Source organism: Sphaerimonospora sp. CA-214678 (genome assembly GCF_050942215.1).
Taxonomy (GTDB): domain Bacteria; phylum Actinomycetota; class Actinomycetes; order Streptosporangiales; family Streptosporangiaceae; genus Sphaerimonospora.
Genome location: NZ_CP192056.1, coordinates 4911197 through 4928888, shown reverse-complemented (window position 1 = coordinate 4928888; position 17692 = coordinate 4911197). Strand labels below are relative to the sequence as shown.

Annotated in this window: 11 protein-coding genes; 5 read left to right on the top strand and 6 right to left on the bottom strand. The window is 67.4% G+C overall.

Annotation, left to right across the window (positions count from 1 at the left end):
• The first annotated feature begins 199 nt into the window (after nucleotides 1–199).
• Nucleotides 200–1165 carry an anti-sigma factor RsbA family regulatory protein gene (locus ACQP1K_RS22125; RefSeq protein ID WP_433497613.1) on the top strand — a complete coding sequence of 322 codons (966 nt, stop codon included), beginning with the start codon at nucleotides 200–202 and terminating at the stop codon, nucleotides 1163–1165.
• On the opposite strand, the gene ACQP1K_RS22120 is transcribed toward ACQP1K_RS22125, so the two are convergent.
• Both ACQP1K_RS22120 and ACQP1K_RS22115 read right to left on the bottom strand, forming a co-directional pair.
• Complete coding sequence (locus ACQP1K_RS22120) at nucleotides 1155–2330, bottom strand: cytochrome P450 (protein ID WP_433497612.1); 1176 nt, start codon at nucleotides 2328–2330, stop codon at nucleotides 1155–1157. The two genes, ACQP1K_RS22125 and ACQP1K_RS22120, sit on opposite strands and share 11 nt — an antisense overlap.
• Before the next feature lie 173 nt (nucleotides 2331–2503).
• Nucleotides 2504–3472 (bottom strand): alpha/beta hydrolase family protein, encoded by a 969-nt coding sequence (locus tag ACQP1K_RS22115; RefSeq protein WP_433497611.1) that lies wholly within the window; start codon nucleotides 3470–3472, stop codon nucleotides 2504–2506.
• Nucleotides 3473–3738: 266 nt separating this feature from the next.
• Here ACQP1K_RS22115 and ACQP1K_RS22110 point away from each other — a divergent pair, with 266 nt between their 5' ends.
• From ACQP1K_RS22110 to ACQP1K_RS22100, 3 genes are all read left to right on the top strand, one after another.
• Nucleotides 3739–3981 carry a hypothetical protein gene (locus tag ACQP1K_RS22110; protein WP_433497610.1) on the top strand — a complete coding sequence of 81 codons (243 nt, stop codon included), beginning with the start codon at nucleotides 3739–3741 and terminating at the stop codon, nucleotides 3979–3981.
• Between the two features lie 551 nt (nucleotides 3982–4532).
• Nucleotides 4533–5012, top strand: a complete 480-nt coding sequence (locus ACQP1K_RS22105) for an ATP-binding protein (protein WP_433497609.1) — start codon at nucleotides 4533–4535, stop codon at nucleotides 5010–5012.
• Between the two features lie 97 nt (nucleotides 5013–5109).
• Complete coding sequence (locus tag ACQP1K_RS22100; protein WP_433497608.1) at nucleotides 5110–5505, top strand: ChaB family protein; 396 nt, start codon at nucleotides 5110–5112, stop codon at nucleotides 5503–5505.
• A 4-nt stretch (nucleotides 5506–5509) separates the two neighbouring features.
• Here ACQP1K_RS22100 and ACQP1K_RS22095 read toward each other — a convergent pair whose 3' ends face one another.
• From ACQP1K_RS22095 to rfaE2, 4 genes are all read right to left on the bottom strand, one after another.
• Nucleotides 5510–7351, bottom strand: coding sequence for a transketolase (locus tag ACQP1K_RS22095; protein ID WP_433497607.1), 1842 nt, complete (start codon nucleotides 7349–7351; stop codon nucleotides 5510–5512).
• A gap of 111 nt (nucleotides 7352–7462) precedes the next feature.
• Nucleotides 7463–8461 (bottom strand): SDR family oxidoreductase, encoded by a 999-nt coding sequence (locus ACQP1K_RS22090; protein ID WP_433501613.1) that lies wholly within the window; start codon nucleotides 8459–8461, stop codon nucleotides 7463–7465.
• A 34-nt stretch (nucleotides 8462–8495) separates the two neighbouring features.
• Nucleotides 8496–8762 (bottom strand): hypothetical protein, encoded by a 267-nt coding sequence (locus tag ACQP1K_RS22085; protein WP_433497606.1) that lies wholly within the window; start codon nucleotides 8760–8762, stop codon nucleotides 8496–8498.
• A gap of 10 nt (nucleotides 8763–8772) precedes the next feature.
• Nucleotides 8773–10242, bottom strand: a complete 1470-nt coding sequence (gene rfaE2 / locus ACQP1K_RS22080) for a D-glycero-beta-D-manno-heptose 1-phosphate adenylyltransferase (protein WP_433497605.1) — start codon at nucleotides 10240–10242, stop codon at nucleotides 8773–8775.
• A gap of 329 nt (nucleotides 10243–10571) precedes the next feature.
• Between rfaE2 and ACQP1K_RS22075 the strand changes: the two genes are divergently transcribed.
• Complete coding sequence (locus tag ACQP1K_RS22075) at nucleotides 10572–17669, top strand: LamG-like jellyroll fold domain-containing protein (RefSeq protein WP_433497604.1); 7098 nt, start codon at nucleotides 10572–10574, stop codon at nucleotides 17667–17669.
• Nucleotides 17670–17692 lie beyond the last annotated feature (23 nt).

Below are 17692 nucleotides of genomic sequence, written 5' to 3'. Positions count from 1 at the left end.
CGACCGAATCGGAACCTCCGCCGCGGCCTCCGCCCGTGGCCTCCGGATCCGCCGCCGTGATCCGCCTTCGTGATCTACCGAAGCCCCTCGCGCAAGGTAATCGTTACAGCTCCGGAGCCGTATCAGGGCTGCTCAGGCGTACGCTGGGGAAAATGTGACGCGCGGCAGACCATCGGACTCCGGGGGCTGGACTCCTGACATGAGCATGTTGAGGCACCCCGGCACCAGTGGGACCGCCGAGGTGTTCCAGCACATCGCACTGCTCTACCGCGACGACGACGAGTATGTGACCGCGTGCGCGGCCGTCGTGGAGAAGGCGCTCGCGCGCGGAGACCCCGCCCTGGTGGCCGTGCCCCGGCGGGGCGCCGATCTGATCCGGGAACGGCTCGGCCCGAAGTCGGCCGCGGTCGCCTTCAAGGACATGAGCGTCGCCGGACGCAACCCCGGCCGGATCATCCCCGGCGTTCTGCTGGCCTTCGCCGCCGCGCATGCCGGACACCGAGTGTGGATCATCGGGGAGTCGATCTGGTCCGGCCGCAGCGGCGTCGAGTATCCGGCCTGCGCGGCACACGACGCGCTGATCAACGTCGCCTTTGCGGGTCGCCGGGCGGCCATCCTGTGTCCGTACGACGTCTCCCGGCTGGATCCGGCGGTGATCGCCGACGCGCATCGGACGCACCCGCTCGTACAGGACGGCACGGACGCCAGGGCCAGCCCCGCCTACACCGATCCGCTGGAGACCGCCGCGGCCTTCGATCTGCCGCTGCCGCAGCCGCCGTGCGACGCCGCGACCTGCGTCTTCGCCGAGGTCGGCGAGCTTCCGCTGGTGCGCGCCTTCCTCGCGGGCCAGGCCGCCTCCGCCGGACTCGGCGCCCGGCGGACGACCGAACTGCTCATAGCGGTCAACGAGCTCGCGACGAACACCACCGAGCACACCCTGGGGCCCGGCAGGCTGACGGTCTGGGCCGAGAGCGGCAGCCTGGTGTGTCAGCTGGACGACACGGGCCGGATCGCGGATCCGCTCGCGGGACGGATGCCGCCGCCCTACAACGCGACCCATGGCCGCGGCCTGCTCGTCGTGAACGAGCTCGCCGACCTGGTGCGCGTACACCGGCACGCCTCAGGCACCGGCTTCCGGCTGCATTTCGACCTCGTCACCAGGTGACGGGCAGCGTGCGGAATCCACCGGTCAGCCGGTCGGTCCGCGGCTTCAGCCGCTCGTACGGCACGGCCGGCCGCAGGGCGGGGAAGCGCTGGAACAGCGCGCAGAACACGCTGCGCAGCTCCACCCTGGCGAGGCTCGCGCCGAGGCAGTAGTGGCTCGCGTAGCCGAACCCGACATGGGCGTGGAGCATCTCGCGGGAGACGTCGAAGCGGTCGGGATCGGCGTAGACGCGCCCGTCCCGGTTGGCCGCGAACGTGGCGAGCATCACCAGTTCACCCGCCCTGATCGTGACACCCGCGATCTCGACGTCCTCGTGTGCGTAACGGACCAGGCCGTGCTGGCTCGGTGCGGCCGTCCGCATGATCTCCTCCACCGCGCCCGGCACCAGCGAGGGGTCGCGCCGCAGCGCCTCCCGCTGCTCCGGGTCGCGCAGGAGCAGCAGCACGCCGTAGTCGATCTGGTTGACCGTCGTCTCATGCCCGGCGAACAGCAGAGCTCCGGCGATCCTCGCGATCTCGTTCTCCGGCAGGTCGGCGGTGGCGAGGTCGGAGTACACGTCCTCGCCCGGTTCCTCGCGCTTCCCCTTGACGATCGTGTACGTGTACTCGCTCATCTCGTCACGGGCGGCGGCCGAGCGCGCCGGATCGGACAGGTCCGTCATCTCCTCGGCGATCGCCCGGAACCTGTCCCTGTCCTCGTACGGCACGCCGAGCAGCTCGCAGATCACCTGAATGGGCAGTGGGACCGACAGCCGGGCGTGCAGGTCGCAGGGGGGACCCTCCTCGGCCATCCGGTCCAGCAGGCCGGTCACGATCTCCTCGACCCGTCCCGACAGGGCCCGCATGCGTCGGGCGGAGAAGGCGGGTGCGAGCAGCCGCCGCATCCGGTCGTGTACCACGTGTTCCGTGGCGTGGTCGCCGTTCGGCCCGCCGATCAGGGCGTTGTTGGACAGGCGCGGGGCGGACTCGGGAGTCGGATGCGACCGGCCGAACCGGTGGTCCGCGAACACCTGCCTGATCTCGTCGTACCCGCTCACCAGCCACGCCTCGTCACCGGTCTCGGTCAGGACCTTGGTGATCGGTTCGCTGTCCCGCAGTTCGGCGAACTCGAAGGAGATCTCCAGGACGTCACTCCGCGCGAACGGCAACTGAGGGAGTCGAGACATGTCAGATTTCCCTTCAAGAGACGGCGGCCCCTCGAAGTTCTCACCCGATCAGCGACGATGCAATGCCGAAATATGTTGATATGTCGTTACCTGACCGCAAGTCGAGTGAATCCTTGGCCGTTCGCCGTTCGCCGTTCGCCGTTCGCCGGCTCGATCGGGAAGTGGTCGCCGGTTCAGCCGGGCAGGCGGAGACGGCCGGTGATCCAGTCGGTCACGATGGTGAGGACCTCCGGGTCGGTCGGTTTGCGCACCAGCTTCTTGTAGGCGGTCAGGCTGGGGGCGGCCGGGTCGCGACGGAGCAGGTGGGTCAGGTCCGGCACCCGGATGGTCCGTACGGGGCCTGCGGCCAGTGCGGCGATCTCGTCCAGGTCGGCGGGGTCGGTCTGCAGGTCCTTCTCTCCGGTGAGGGCCAGCAGCGGCACGTGGGACGCGCGCAGGAGCGGCACGGGGTCGAAGGCGATGAACTCCCGATGCCACCTGGCGTTGATCTTCCGGCCCTGCATCCGTACGACATCGGTGGTCGTCGCCTCGATCCGGGCGATCGTCCGCGCCTGCTTCTTCAGCAGGTCGAGGCGGAAGAGGCGCAGGAGCATGCGGACCGGCCGGGGCAGGCTCGCCGCGATCTGCCGGGCCTGCCACCTCAGCGTCTCCTCACCGGTCTTGGCGATGCCCGACAGCAGCACGACCCCGGCGAGCCCGAGCGCCGGCTCGCCGCCCATGAGCGCCGTCGCGATGCAGGCGCCCTCGCTGTGACCGATGACGAACATCGCCTGCGGATCGACGTCCGTACGGGACCGTAGCCAGGCCAGTGCCGCCCTCGCGTCGTCGATGTTGTCGTGCAGCCCGGCGGCGAGGAAGACGCCCTGCGACTCTCCGACGCCGCGCTTGTCGTACCGGAACGACGCCACTCCGGCGCCGGCCAGGGCGTGCGCGAGGTCGCGGCTGACCCCGATGGGCATCCGGCGGTGGTCGGCGTCCCGGTCCAGTTCGCCGGAGCCCGTGATGATCAGTGCGGCCGGGTGCGGCCCGGGCCCGGCGGGAGACGCCAGCGTGCCGCCGAGGGCCAGGTCACCGGAGCGGAACGTGACCCGCTCCTCGGCTACCGGCGTGGGTTCGGTCCCGGTCTCCTTCATCGTCGCCATGATGCGTCGTCCTTCCCGTTTCGTACTGGTTTGAGTATTCTCATCATCCGGGTCGGTGTACGCGACCAGCGGAGCCGGCGCCGACCAGCCCGGCGGACGGGGCGGACGATTCCGTCACCCCCGGCAGTGTCCGCCCATCGAGCGGAAGATCTTCACCTCATGCGCGGTGGCCGGACGGCGGGGCCGGGCAGACCGTCTCTCACTACCGTTCGTGTCCGGGCGATCGCATCCGTACCCGGGCGCCGAAGTCTGGGGGTGGTGGCGAAATGCGATTTTCGGCCGAGGAGACGGTCTGGAGACAACTGCGCGGGGAGTACGCGGGTCGCTGGTCCATCTGGCGCAGCGATGCGGGCCGCTGGTACGCGACCAGGTTGACCAGGTCGCTGTCCCGCGCGGAAATGGATCGGGGAATGATTATGACGGCCTTCGGTGAGGACGTGGACGAGCTTCGTGAGTTGCTCGTCGCCCAGGATCGGCTTGCCGCCCAGCCCCTCCCCACCTCGCCGTGATCTTGCGAATTCTCGCATCTGAGGCTAGGAGCAGGAACGTCGCTTTCGTGATCTTGCAGTTTCTCGCAGGCGTGCCCTCTGAGCGGGTAAAACGATGTCCGTGATCTTGCATTCCGCATCTGGTGCAAGATCGGCGAGCATGAAGGTGCAGGTCAGGCGGTAAGCCTGCGAGTAATTGCAAGATCGGCGAATGGATTTGAGCAGGTCAGCGGGCCTTCGTGCGAGAAATTGCAAGATCACGGGCTGGGGGTGGGGTGGGGCATCTCGGAATGGCGGGGGGCGGGGCGGGAAATGCATGTTTCATCTAGTTTCATGCCTCGTCGCCCTCCACCTGGGCCCTCCGGCGGCCGGCCGTACGGCGTGCCGTAGAGGAGCAGGGTCAGGCGAAACTTTGTGAGCTGCTAGAACGCCGCAGAGCCCCATAGCTTTCCTGATAAAGGCGGACATCCGCCCGCTAGGTGGAAAACAATCTTGTTTCTCTGCATTCACAAAACCACGGAGAGTCCCGTATGGTGACTGTGGGAGCGCTCCCACGGATAAAGGAGGCGCACGTGAATCTCCCGTTCGGAACCGCGCCGCTGGACGTGGCACTGGTGGGGAACGCGGTGTGGACCGTCGAGTGCCTCCTGCCGGCAGTCGGCGCGAGTGTGGCGGACGCGCGTTCCCTGATCCGTCGTGAACTCGGTAGATGGGGTGTGGAGCGGCTCATCGACGACTGCTGCCTCGTCGTCAGCGAGCTCGCCGCGAACGTGGTGTGTCACGGCGGGACCGTCTTCACCATGCGTCTCGGCAGTGACGGCCACTGGGTCTACGGGGAGATCTCCGACCAGGGGGAGGGCCTGCCGCAGCAGCGGGACGCGGACATGGACTCCACCGACGGCAGGGGCCTGCTGATCGTCAGTGAACTCGCCGACGACTGGGGCGTCACGCCGTACCCCCCCGGCGGCAAGACCGTCTGGTTCGTCATGGGCACCGGACGCACCTCACACATGCCGATCGTGCCGAGCCGATCCAGGATCACGGTCGGCTGAGCCGTACCCGTCATAGTCCATTCCTCCGGGGACACCCACGTTTGAGACGTGCGGGGAGGAAAGAGCAGAAGGAGTAACCCCCGGAGGGAGAGATGACATGCCCGGACGTGAGGAACTCCCGTCGACCCTGGAGCGCTCGCCCAAGGAGGCCCAGGAGACGTGGATCAAGGCACACGACTCGGCCGTCGAGACGTACGGCGAGGGTCAGCGGGCCCACCGCACGGCGTTCGCCGCGCTCAAGCACACCTTCGAGAAGGTCGGCGACCACTGGGAGAAGAAGGGCGGGCGCGGTCCGTCCGACGCCCAGGCGGAGAAGGGCACTCCCAAGCCAGGCCGGACGGCCGAGGGCGTCGACGCGAACGCGTCCAAGCACCACCTCTACGACGTCGCTTCCCGCCTCGGCATCGAGGGCAGATCGAAGATGACCAAGGAGGAGCTCGTCGACGCCATCAAGAAGGCCAACCGCCGAGCCACCGCCAAGGCCCGCGAGTGACCGCTCAGCCCGCGGCCCGCTTCACCAGGTCCTGTACGGCCAGGCGGATCGCGTGCCGGTCGATGCCCGCCTCTTCGAGCTGCTCCTGAGGGGTCGCCGACCCCGGCAGCGCCGAGACGGCCAGCTTCACCACCGGAACGGGTGAGGTCGCCAGCGCGGCGAGCACCGCGTCACCGAGGCCGCCCTCCGGCCAGTGATCTTCCACAGTGACGATCCCGCCGGTGTCGGCGGCGGCGGTCCGCAGCCGCTCGGCGTCGATCGGCTTGACCGAGTAGGCGTCGATCACGGTCACCGCGATGCCGTCCTCCCGCAGCAGGTCGGCGGCGGCGAGGGACTCGTGCACGGTGATCCCGGCGGCCACGATCGTCGCCTGGCCGCCGGTGCGCAGGACCTTGCTGCCGCCGACCGGGAAGTGCTCGCCCGCGTCGTAGACGACCGGCGTGGCACCCCTCGTGGTGCGCAGATATCTGATCCCGCCCAGCCCGGCCATGTCCCCGACCAGCCGCGCCGTCTGGTTGGCGTCACAGGGGTAGAGGACCGTGCTGCCGTGGACGGCCCGGAACGCGGCCAGGTCCTCCAACCCCATCTGCGACGGTCCGTCCTCGCCGATCGACACGCCCGCGTGCGAGCCGACCAGGCACAGGTCGGCCCGGCTGATCGCCGCCATGCGGACGAAGTCGTACGCCCTGGTGAGGAAAGCGGCGAAGGTCGCGGCGTACGGCTTCCAGCCGCGCGCCTGGACGCCGATCGCGGCGGCCACCATCTGCTGCTCGGCGATGTAGCACTCGAAGAAACGCTCGGGGTGTGCCTCGGCGAAGGCCTCGAGCCTGGTGGAGTCGGCGACCTCGCCGTCGAGCGCGACGATGTCGCCGCAGGCCGTGCCCAGCGCGGCGAGCGCCGCGCCGAACGCCTCACGCGTGGCGACCTTCTCGCCCACCTCCCAGGCCGGCAGGTCGAGTGTGCCGGTGGCGGCGAAGCCGTACGGATCACGCGGGCTCGTGGGCGGTCGCACCTCGACCGTCAGGTGGCGCGGCCCGCCCAGCTCGGCGATCGCCTGTTCGGGCTCCGCGATGGGTTTGCCGTGCTTGCCCTCCCTGTCCTCGACGGCCGACACGCCGTGGCCCTTGGACGTCCGGGCGAGGATCGCGGTGGGACGGCGGCGTGCGCCGCGCGCGTCGGACAGGGCGTAATCGATCTCGCCGGGGTCGTGGCCGTCGATCTCGATCGTGTGCCAGCCGAACGCGGACATCCGCCGCGCGTAGGCCGACAGGTCCCAGCCGTGCCGGGTCGGCCCGCGCTGCCCGAGCCGGTTCACGTCGATGATCGCGGTGAGGTTGGTCAGCCCCTCGTGCCCCGCGTGTTCGAACGCCTCCCACATCGATCCCTCGGCCAGCTCGCTGTCGCCGCACAGCACCCAGATGTGGTAAGGCAGGCGGTCGAGCTTGCGTCCGGTCAGCGCCAGCCCGACGCCGACGGGCAGCCCGAAGCCGAGCGAGCCGGTGGCCACGTCGACGAACGGCAGGCGGGGCGTGGGGTGGCCCTCCAGCCTGCTGCCGCGGCGGCGGAACGTCAGAAGCTCGTCATCGGTGATGACGCCCGCCGCCTTCGCCATCGCGTAGAGCAGCGGCGAGGCGTGCCCCTTGGAGAAGATCAGGTGGTCGTTTCCCGGATTGTCCGGGTCGCGTACGTCCAGGCGGAGATGGCGGGCGAGCAGCACGGCCATGAGCTCGGCCGCCGACATCGAAGACGTCGGATGGCCGGAGCCGGCGGCGGCCGACGCGCGCACCGAGTCCACCCGGAGCTGGGCCGCGAGTTCACACAGAAAGCGGTAGTCAGGCTCGTCCACCGCCCTCAACTACCCCGCCCCGGCGAGCTGTACCACCCGAGTCTGGTCATTTCCCGGCAGCGGCGGTCCATTTTGTTCCGGGTCTGCAGGGTGGCTCGTTCGAGCGGCGGGTCATTTCGCGGCGGAGCGCAGGGCCAGGGCCGCGACCGCGGTGAGGCCCGCCGCTCCCGCGGCGACCAGCCGGCGATGCCGGGACAGCCATGTCTGCACGCTGCGCGGATGGGACCGGTCGTCGAAGTCTCCGTGAGCACCGTAGTCGCGGTCGGTGTCCGCCGGCTCCCAGAGGTTCGACACGCCCGTGGGCGGCTCGTCGTCGACGAGCTGCGACTGCACGCCGGTCCTGGCGAGGTAGCGGTCGAGCAGGGCGGGGACGATCCGCTGTCCCAGGATCGTGGCCGCGGTGCTGCCGCCGACCCAGTATTCCTTGCGCTCCGGGTGCTCGGCGGCGAAGACGAGTGCCTCGGCGGCCACCTCCGGCTGGTAGATCGGCGGCACGGGCTGCGCGTGCCGCCGCATCCGGGTCAGCCCCCAGTCGAACTGCGGAGTGTTCAGCGCCGGGAGCTGCACCATCGTTATCTTCACGCCGGAGTCCTCGGCCAGCAGCTCGGTACGCAGCGCCTCGGTGAACCCCTTGATCGCATGCTTGGCGCCGCAGTAGGCCGACTGCAGCGGGATCGACCGGTAGGCCAGCGCAGAACCCGCCTGCACGATCACGCCGCGGTCGCGCGGCCGCATCATCTCCAGGGCCACCCGGGTGCCCCACACGTATCCCAGATAGGTCACCCGGGTGACCCGTTCGAACTCCTCCGGCGCGATCTCCATGAACGGCGCGAACACGGTGGTGAACGCGACGTTGATCCACACCTCGATCGGGCCCAGATCGGCCTCGATCCGCTGTGCCGCCTGCCGTACGCCGTCGTAGTCGGCGACGTCGGTGGCGTACACCTTGGCGATGCCGCCCTCGGCGCCGACGTCCACGGACGCTCCGGCGAGCCCGGCCTCGCCGCGGGCCAGGAGCGCGACCTTCGCTCCTTCGGCGCCGAGCCGCCGGACCACCGCCCGCCCGACTCCGCCGCTCGCTCCGGTCACCACCACGACTTTGCCGTTCAGGCTCACCGTGCATCCTCCCCTCGGGCTCTGGCCGTCAGCCTCTGGACGCTGGGCCGCCGCCCAGTTTGCGCTGTTTGCGTACGGCGAAAATGATGCTGCCGGTCGCGATCAAGGCGATCACCCCGACCGCCACCAGCAGTCCCCACAGATGTGCGGTTACCGACAGGACCGCCACCGGCACACAGAAGAGCAGGACGAACGACGCGATCCGGATGCGAATCACGTCCATCGGCGTCGTCTGGACCATTGCCTTGCCAGTGGGTGACACCTGTTCTTCACCCCAGCTTGGTTCCTCACCCATGTAGCAGCCCCTACCCTCGGATCCGGTTGACTATCGCGGTGGTCGACCGTTCCGGCACGTAGCTCAGCACGCGGACCTCGCCGCCCAGCCGCCGGACCAACTCGGCCTCCGGCAGCAGGTCGGGGTGATAGTCACCGCCCTTGACGTACAGATCCGGGCGGACGAGCGTGAGCAGCTCGGCGGGGCTGTCCTCCTCGAAGACCGTGATGTAGTCGACGCAGCCGAGCGCGGCGAGCACGGCCACCCGGTCCTCACAGTGGTTGATCGGCCGGCCCCGTCCCTTCAGCCTGGCCACCCCGTCGTCGCCGTTGACGGCGACGACGAGCACGTCGCCGAGGCGGGCGGCCTCCTCCAGGTACGCCACATGGCCCCGGTGCAGCACGTCGAAGCAGCCGTTGGTGAAGACGATGCGCCTGCCCTGCTCGCGCTCGCGGGCCAGGCACACGGCCAGCCGGTCGGGCGGCAGCGCGGTGTCGGGGCGGAGGGCCCGCTGCAGGTCGTCGCGCGCGCAGACCGCCGTACCCGCCAGGCGGACCACGACGCTCGCCGCCGCCTGCGCGATGTCGGCCGCCATCTCCGGGGCGGCCCCCGACGCCAGGCCGAGGGCGAACGCCGCGGTGAACGTGTCGCCGGCGCCGATGCTCATCGTGTCCGGCGCGGGCGTCGCATAGGTCCGGTACGGCTCCCGCCCCCGCCGGTGCAGCAGCGTCCCCTCGCCGTCGAGCGTGGTGACCACGAGCTCGGCGCCGGTGGCGGCGAGCAGACGATCGGAACGGGACGACAGGAAGCCCGGCCGGTCGCCGTTCCCGCTCTCGCCGAGGAGACGCTGGACCTCCCGGTAGTTGGGCAGCACCGCGCGGGGGCGGCTGCCACGCCATCTGGCCACGTCGTGCGCGTCCACCACGAGCACGCGTGACTCGCCCGATGTCGATTCGCCCGACGCCGATTGGCCCGATGTCGATTCACGCAGGGCCTGCCGTACCGCCGGGGTGCACACGCCGCCGCCGTAGTCGCACGCGATGACGACGTCGGCGTCCGCGACCAGCAGCCTGATCCGTTCGATGATCTCGCGCTCGGCAGACTCGGGGATCGGCGCGCAGTCCTCCTCGTCGTACCTGGCCACGATCTGTCCGTCGGTGAACACGCGGCGCTTGACCGATGTCCGCCGGCTCCTGGCGATCACCAGGCCGTCGATGCCGAGGCCGCCGAGGATCGCGTTGAGCGTGGCCCCGGCCGGGTCGGCCCCCGTCACCCCCAGCATGTGCACCCGGGCGCCGAGGGCGGCCAGGTTGGCGGCGGTGTTGGCCGCGCCACCGGGCTGCTCCTCGACCTGCTCCAGCGTGACCACGGGCACGGGGGCCTCCTGGGCCATCCGGCTGCTGTGGCCGCGCAGCCATGAGTCGAGCATGACGTCCCCGACGACGACAGCGGTGACGTCGCCGAACCGATCCAGCGTCTCTTCCGCCATGAAGTCCGTCATGTCCGGCCGTTACCCCGAGAAGCAGTCAAGAAACAGCCCGTGACGCACCCCCGCCCGGCGTCCGGCATCGTGTCGGCAGAGGTTGACCTTTGTCCTCGGCCCGCTGTCAGGCGCCGCCGATCGACTTGGACGTTAGTGCTCTCAAAACCCGGTTTTCGCAGCACTAACGTCCAAGTCGACGAGACAAGACGAGACAAGGTGTACGGCGGGCCAGGTCACCCATCCCTTCCCCTGGGTGAGCGTCGACCGCGCACCAGTATCGGGCGCGTGCGTATGACGGGTCGGCGTACTCGGCGTGGTCGGGATGGCAGACGGCTCGGGTGACCTCGATGGACCTGGCGACGGTGACGTTCCAGCAGTTCACGCCGGTCGACAACACCCAGGTGGGGTCGCTCACGCCGGCGCTGTCGGCGTACGCGCAGGTTCCGGGTGAGGCGGCGACGTCGTACTGGTATCAGGTCTGCGCGGGGCCGAAGGACGACTGGACCTGGTGTGAGTCGTCGACCTGGGTCAAGGGCGCCTGGGCCGTCCCGTCGGGCAAGCTGCAGTGGGGTAAGACGTACTGGTGGTATGCCCAGGCAGCGACCAGTGCGGCGACGGCGACGTCGTCGTGGCGGAGTTTCACCACGGTGCCGGAGCAGGCCTCGATCAACGCCCAGTTGGCGGCGGGGACCAACGGGCGGGACTTCGATCACGTCACCGGGAACTACACCCGCACCGAGAGCGATCTCGTCGTCGCGACGGTGGGGCCGCCGCTGTCGGTGACCCGTACCTATAACAGCCTGGATCCGCGGACGGACGGGGCGTTCGGCGCGGGCTGGAGCACGCGGTGGGACACCCGGCTGGAGAACGAGCCGCTGACCTCCACTGTTTTGATCACCTATCCGGATGGGCGGCAGTGGCGGTTCGCGGCCAAGGGGGACGGCATCTACGCCTCCCCGGCCGGGACGTACGCCACGCTGGCCACCCAGTCGGGGGGTGGCTGGCGGCTGATGGACAAGGCGTCCACCTCCTACTGGTTCGACTCGGCCGGTCGGCTGGTGAAGGTCACCGACAGCCAGGGCCGTACCCAGACGCTGCAGTACGGCTCGGACGGGAAGCTGGCCAAGGCGACGGCGACGGGTGGGAGATCGCTGACGTTCACCTGGAGCGGCGGTCACGTGACCAGCGTGATCAGTGACCCGGTGGACGGCACGCCCGTCACCTGGACCTACACCTATGACGGCGACTATCTCGTCAAGGTGTGCCCCCCGACCTCCGGCGCGGCGTGCACGCGTTACGACTACGGTGACGACTCCCGCTATCGCAGCACGGTTTTGGACACCAAGCCGGTCGGTTACTGGCGGCTGAACGAGACCGGTACCGGGCTCGGCAGCGTAATCTCCAACTTCGTCGGTGCGATCAGCGGGATCGGCGACGGCAAGATCGCCGGGGGTGTCGCCGATGTGACCGGCGGGGTGGCCTCGCCGCTGGACGGGGCGTCGGAGACGGCGATGACGTTCAAGGGGACGGCCAATTCGTCGTACGTCTCCCTGCCGGCCAGCGTGGTCAGCGGCCGGGGCGGCGACGTGACGATCGAGGCGTGGTTCAAGACCACCGCCTCGGGCACGATCATCGGCTACCAGAACTCCGCGACCAACGCGCCCAGCGCGTACACGCCGGCGATCTACGTGGGCACCGACGGCAAGCTGCGCGGTCAGTTCTGGACCGGGACGGCCGCCCCGATCACCTCCAACAGCGCCGTGAACGACGGAAACTGGCATCACGTGGCGCTGTCGGGAGCCAAGAACACTCAGACCCTCTACCTGGACGGGCAGGCCGTCGGGTCGATCGCCAAAGCGATCACCAACCTGGGTCAGTGGGACGCCCGCATCGGATACGGATTCGGCTCGTCCAGCTGGCCCGGGACGGTGAGCTCGAGTGCGCCGTTCCCGTTCAACGGGACGATCGACGAGGTCGCGATCTACGGCAAGCCGCTGCGTCAGGAGCAGATCGCCACCCATCACCGGACCAAGCAGGTCCGCCGTCAGCTCACCAAGGTCACCCTGCCGTCGGGGCGGGTCGCCGCGGCCAACACCTACGCCGCCGACGGCGGCCGCCTGCTGACCAACACCGACGAGGACGGTGGCCAGTGGAAGCTGTCGGTGCCGACGTACACCAAGGACGCCACGGGCACATCGCTGGCGAACATCACGGTCACCGACCCGCACAACGGGACACTGAAGTTCGTCAACGACACCTCCCGTGATGATCGCATCGTCTCCTGGACCGACCAGCTCGACAAGAAGACCACCTACGACTACGACACCGGCGGTTTCAAGGTCGAGATCACCGATCCCAACGGCAACGTTCGGGAGTTCGCCAACGACGTGCGTGGAAACCTGCTCGCCGCGACCGTGTGCAAGGCGGCCGGATCGTGCGCGAGCGAGTACTACACCTACCATCTGGACATCGACAACCTGTTCGATGCTCGGAATGATCAGGTGATCGAGTTCCGGGACGCGAGGTCGTCGGACGAGACCGACGACACCTACCTCACCACGATCGAGTACGACCAGTACGGCAACAAGGTCAAGCAGACCGGCCCGGCAACCGGCGACTTCCCCTCGGGACGGTCGGCGAGCTGGACCTACACCGACGGCACCGAGGCCGCTGTGGGCGGCGGCACGACCCCGGCTGGGCTGCTGAAGACCCAGACCGACCGCAACGGCAACGCCACCACGCTCGCCTACAGCTCTGCGGGTGACCTCGCCAAGGTCACCCAGCCGTCCGGGCTGGTCACAGAGACTGCTTATGACGCGATTGGCAGGGTGGTGACGACGACAGAGGTGTCGTCGTCTGTTCCGGACGGGGTGACAACGTCTTACGGCTATGACGCCGCCGGGCGGCTCGTCCGCACCACCGAGGCCGGCGTCAAGAACGAGGTCACCAACGTGACCCACACCGGCGAGACGCGGATCACGTATGACGTCGACGGAAACCCGCTCACCGAGGTCAACACTGACCTGACCGGTGGCGATCCCGACCGGACGATCGCCTATACATACGACACCTACGGACGTGTCGATTCGATTACAGACGCCGAAGGTGGCGTCCGTCGCCACGCCTATGACCACAAGGGCCGCGGAACCAGCTTCACCGACGAACGCGGGACCGTGTACAACTACGGCTACACAGCCCGCAACGAACTGGCCACCATCACCCTGACGGGCTGGACCGGCAGCCCGGTCCAGCCGCAGCCCGCCCGTGACGTGGTCATCGAATCCAACGCCTACGACCCCGGCGGCAGGCTGGCCTCCACGACCGACGCGATGGGGCGGACCACGGCCTACACCTACTACGGCGACGACCGGCTGGCCAAGGTGACCGTCAAGGGGGCCAAGCTCAACGGGTCCGCCACGGCCCGCGACGTGGTCGTCGAGGACAACACCTACGATCTGGTCGGCAACCTGATCAAGCAGGTCACCGGCGGCGCCACCCGGGTCGACGCCGTCTACGACGCGGCCGGCCGCCTCACCTCCACGACGCTCGACCCCGAAAACCTGGCCCGCACGACCACCTACGACTACGACGCCAACGACAACATCACCAAGATCAGCCGAACGGCGGCGGGGACGGGACGCACCGAAGTCACCGAGACCGCCTATAACGAGCTCGACCAGCCCGTCCGTCAGACGGTGCGCAATGACGGGCAGGACCTCGTCACGACCCTCACGATCGACGATCGCGGTCTGGTGACCGGCGTCACCGATCCGCGCGGTAACGCCGCAGATGCCGATCCGGCGGCTTTCACAACGACTCTGAGCTATGACGTAGCCAACCGGCTCATTGAAGTGACGGCTCCGAAGGTAAAGGTCGAGCGGAACGGTTCTGCGCAAGACGGTCATCCCGCTGTACGTTTCGGTTACAACACGGCCGGAGAACAGACCGACTTCGTCGACGGAGAGGGCAACAAGACAACTCGCCTTTTCGACCGAGCGGGCCGCCTGCTAGCCGATCAGTCCCCAACGTACACACCGCCTGGTGGGACCGCGCTGACGCCTCGAACTACTTACACCTACGATTCCGCGGGGTGGGTGACGAAGCAGACTGACCCACGCGGGAACAGCACGATGTTTGTCTACGACGCGCTCGGTAACCTGGTACGCGTCACCGACCCTCCTGCTACAACCGGTGTGACGTCAGGAAACTGGGACTACAGCTACGATCTGGCGGGAGAGACTCTCTCGCTCGTCACGCCCACCGGCGCACGCAGCGAGGCAACCTACGACGATCTCGGGCGGCGAATCACTCAGACGCAGATAGAGCGTCACCCCACGGCGGCTGCCTACACAACAAAATACGAGTACGACACCGCGGGTAACCTGGTGAAGACGACGGACCCCACCAACCGGGCCTCAACGCTGACGGTCAACGCCGCAGGTGAGGTCACCGCGACAACCGACCCGCTGGGCAATACAACAAAATACGACTACGACCTCGCCGGCCGGATCCTCAAGGTGACGGACCCGCTGGGGAACGGTACGGTCGCCGAATACGACCTGGCAGGCCGTCAGATCGCCGCGCATGATCAGGATGGCTCCGGGACCACGCTCCGAACTAGCCAGTTCGGATACGACCCGTATGGCAATCAAACCAGTGTTACCGACAGCGAGGGACACACGACCAGGCGTACCTTCGACGCCGCCGGGTTGGTCACCCGGCTGATCGAACCTGTGTCGGCCACAGAATCCATCGTCACGTCCTTCGGCTACGACGCGAGCGGAGCACGGACCAGAGTCACCGATGGCCGCGGAAACGCGACCTGGACGACCTACAACAGTATCGGGCTGATCGAGTCGAGGACCGAGCCGGCGACTGCTCAGCATCCTGACACGGCGGATCGCGCAAGGACGACCTCCTACGATGCAGCGGGTAACCCGGTGAGCGAACTGCAGCCGGGCGGCGTGCGGATCGACCGCACCTTCGACAATCTCAACCAGCTCCTTAAGGAGACAGGTTCAGGCGCCGAGGCCGCCACGCAAGAACACATCTATGCCTACGACGCCGACGGACGGCAGACCAAGGCTGGCGACCTCACCTTCACCTACAACGACCGCGATCTCATCACCGCGATCACCGGCGGGCAGGCCGCGAGCTACCAATACGACGCTGTCGGTCGGCTGACTCAGCGGGACGACGTCAACGGCCGGGCCACGTTCACTTGGGACACCGCCGACAGGCTCGCCAGTGTGCTGGACCCGGTATCGGGCCTGACCTACAGCTACGACTACGACAAGACTGACCGGCCCACCTCCATCAGGGTGGGCACCAGGTGGACCCAGAGCTTCACCTACGACGCCCTGGACCGTCGCATCTCACAGACGTTGAAGAATACTTCGTCTGACGAGATCGCGAAGATTGACTACGGTTACGACCTCGACGACCACCTGACGTCGAAGACCTCCACCGGTACAGCCGGCGCTGACACGAACACCTACTCCTACGACCAGGCCGGACGCCTGACTTCATGGACGGCACCCACCGGAACGACCACCCAGTACAAGTGGGACGCGGCCGGAAACCGCATCCAGGCCGACGACAAGACCTTCACCTACGACGAGCGAAACCGGCTGATCTCCGGCGACGGAAACGAGTACACCTACACAGCACGCGGCACACTGGCCACCAGTACCAAGGACGGAACCAGTCGGCAATACACGTTCGATGCCTTCGACCGCCTGATCACTGACGGGGATGCCACGTACGGTTACGACCACCTGGAACGTATGACCTCCCGTACCAAGAGCGGGTCTATCCAGAAGTTCCTGTATAGCGACCTCGGCAATGACATCTCCGCCATCAGCGACGGAGTGGGCAGTGTCGGCGGCCGGTACGGCCGCGACGCTGCTGGTAACGCGCTGTCGGCGAAGGAAGGAAACGGTGCGGCTCAAGCTCTCCTCGCGGACCTGCACGGTGATGTAGTCGGCACTTTCCAGGACGGCGGGGACTCGCTCACCAGCTCCACTATATTCAGCCCATTCGGCGAAATCGTCACTCGCTCCGGAACCGCCACCGCACTCGGCTTCCAGAGCGAGTGGACCGACCCCGACAGCGGCAATGTCAACATGCACGCCCGCTGGTACCAGCCCAATGTGGGAGTCTTCGCTTCCGCTGACACCTGGATCCTGGAACCCGATCCCTCCATCCAAGGCAACCGCTACACCTATGCCCACGCTGACCCGCTCACCAACATTGATCCCACGGGACATTACGCGGTGGTGCCGGTGCTTGGGGCGGCGGTAGGCGTCGCTACGGGAGTTGGTACAGCAGCTGTCGTTGGTGCAGGAGCTGTCATTGCAGGGGCTGGCGCCATTGGATTCGCTGCAGGGTATGGTCTTGGTTGCGCTATTTACGGTTGCGGCGGTAGCACCTCTAGCACGAAACCAACAAGCAAACCAACTACAAAACCGGCTAAACCTAATTACGCCCCACAGAAATCTCCTCTTCAACCTGTAGCTCGCCCCACTTCTAAGGCGCGCCCTTCTGCTACCCGTCCTGTGGGAGGCGGTTGCAGGGCCAACTGCAGCGCGCCGGCGCCGAGGCCGGCGTCAGCGCCGACGCCGGCGCGACAGCCGAAGCCTGAACCGATCAGGGCACCAAAGATAGTAAAGAGGAGTTGCACGACGTGCTTCGTGAAGCCGGCCGTGGCGCCATCCGACGACTACACCTATGGCGTCTGCACGATCATGCCTCAGGACCAATGCGGCCCCGCGATCACGGTTGACATAGATCGAGGTAGCGGAGACGGGGAGAGACGTGACATCGGTGACGGCGGCCTCGGCATCTGCCTCGTACGCGCATTCGATTCCGCAAGCTGCAACGACGATAGGCGGCCCGCCGAACAACCTGAAGCCGATCCTTCGGGAGCATCCAACAGACCGCCTACAGTTGACGTAGATAATGGCTGTGAGTCGAAGGTTACGCCTGGACAACCCGATTCATCGGGGCGGCCGACGGCAGGGCTGGGTGTTTACTGTGATGGCAAGATTCCAGCGCTAGACCGTGATCGGCCGGTCGATCCGTTTCATTGGCCGAGTAATAATCCTTGGATTGCAGAAAAAAAGCAATATCAGTACGCACGGTGTCACATCATTGGTCGGCAGTTAGGGGGACCCAGCAAGAATCAGAATAATATCGTGACGTGCAATCAGGCCCCGGTGAATTCTCCAGTGATGAGAGGTATCGAGAATCACGTCAAGGGTGTGATCAGGAGTGGGCAAGGGCAAGGGAGGGTGGTCATTTATACAGTCACCCCCAAGTATGAGGGAACAAGTACAGATCTTGATAGGTTCCTGATGACGGCGTCCGAGGATGGTAGTATCTTCTTAGATGTATGCCTCCATAATGACGAGTATGGGACCATAACCAGTGGCAACACTTGCTGATCTCGAGCGCCTAATCGGCTCTC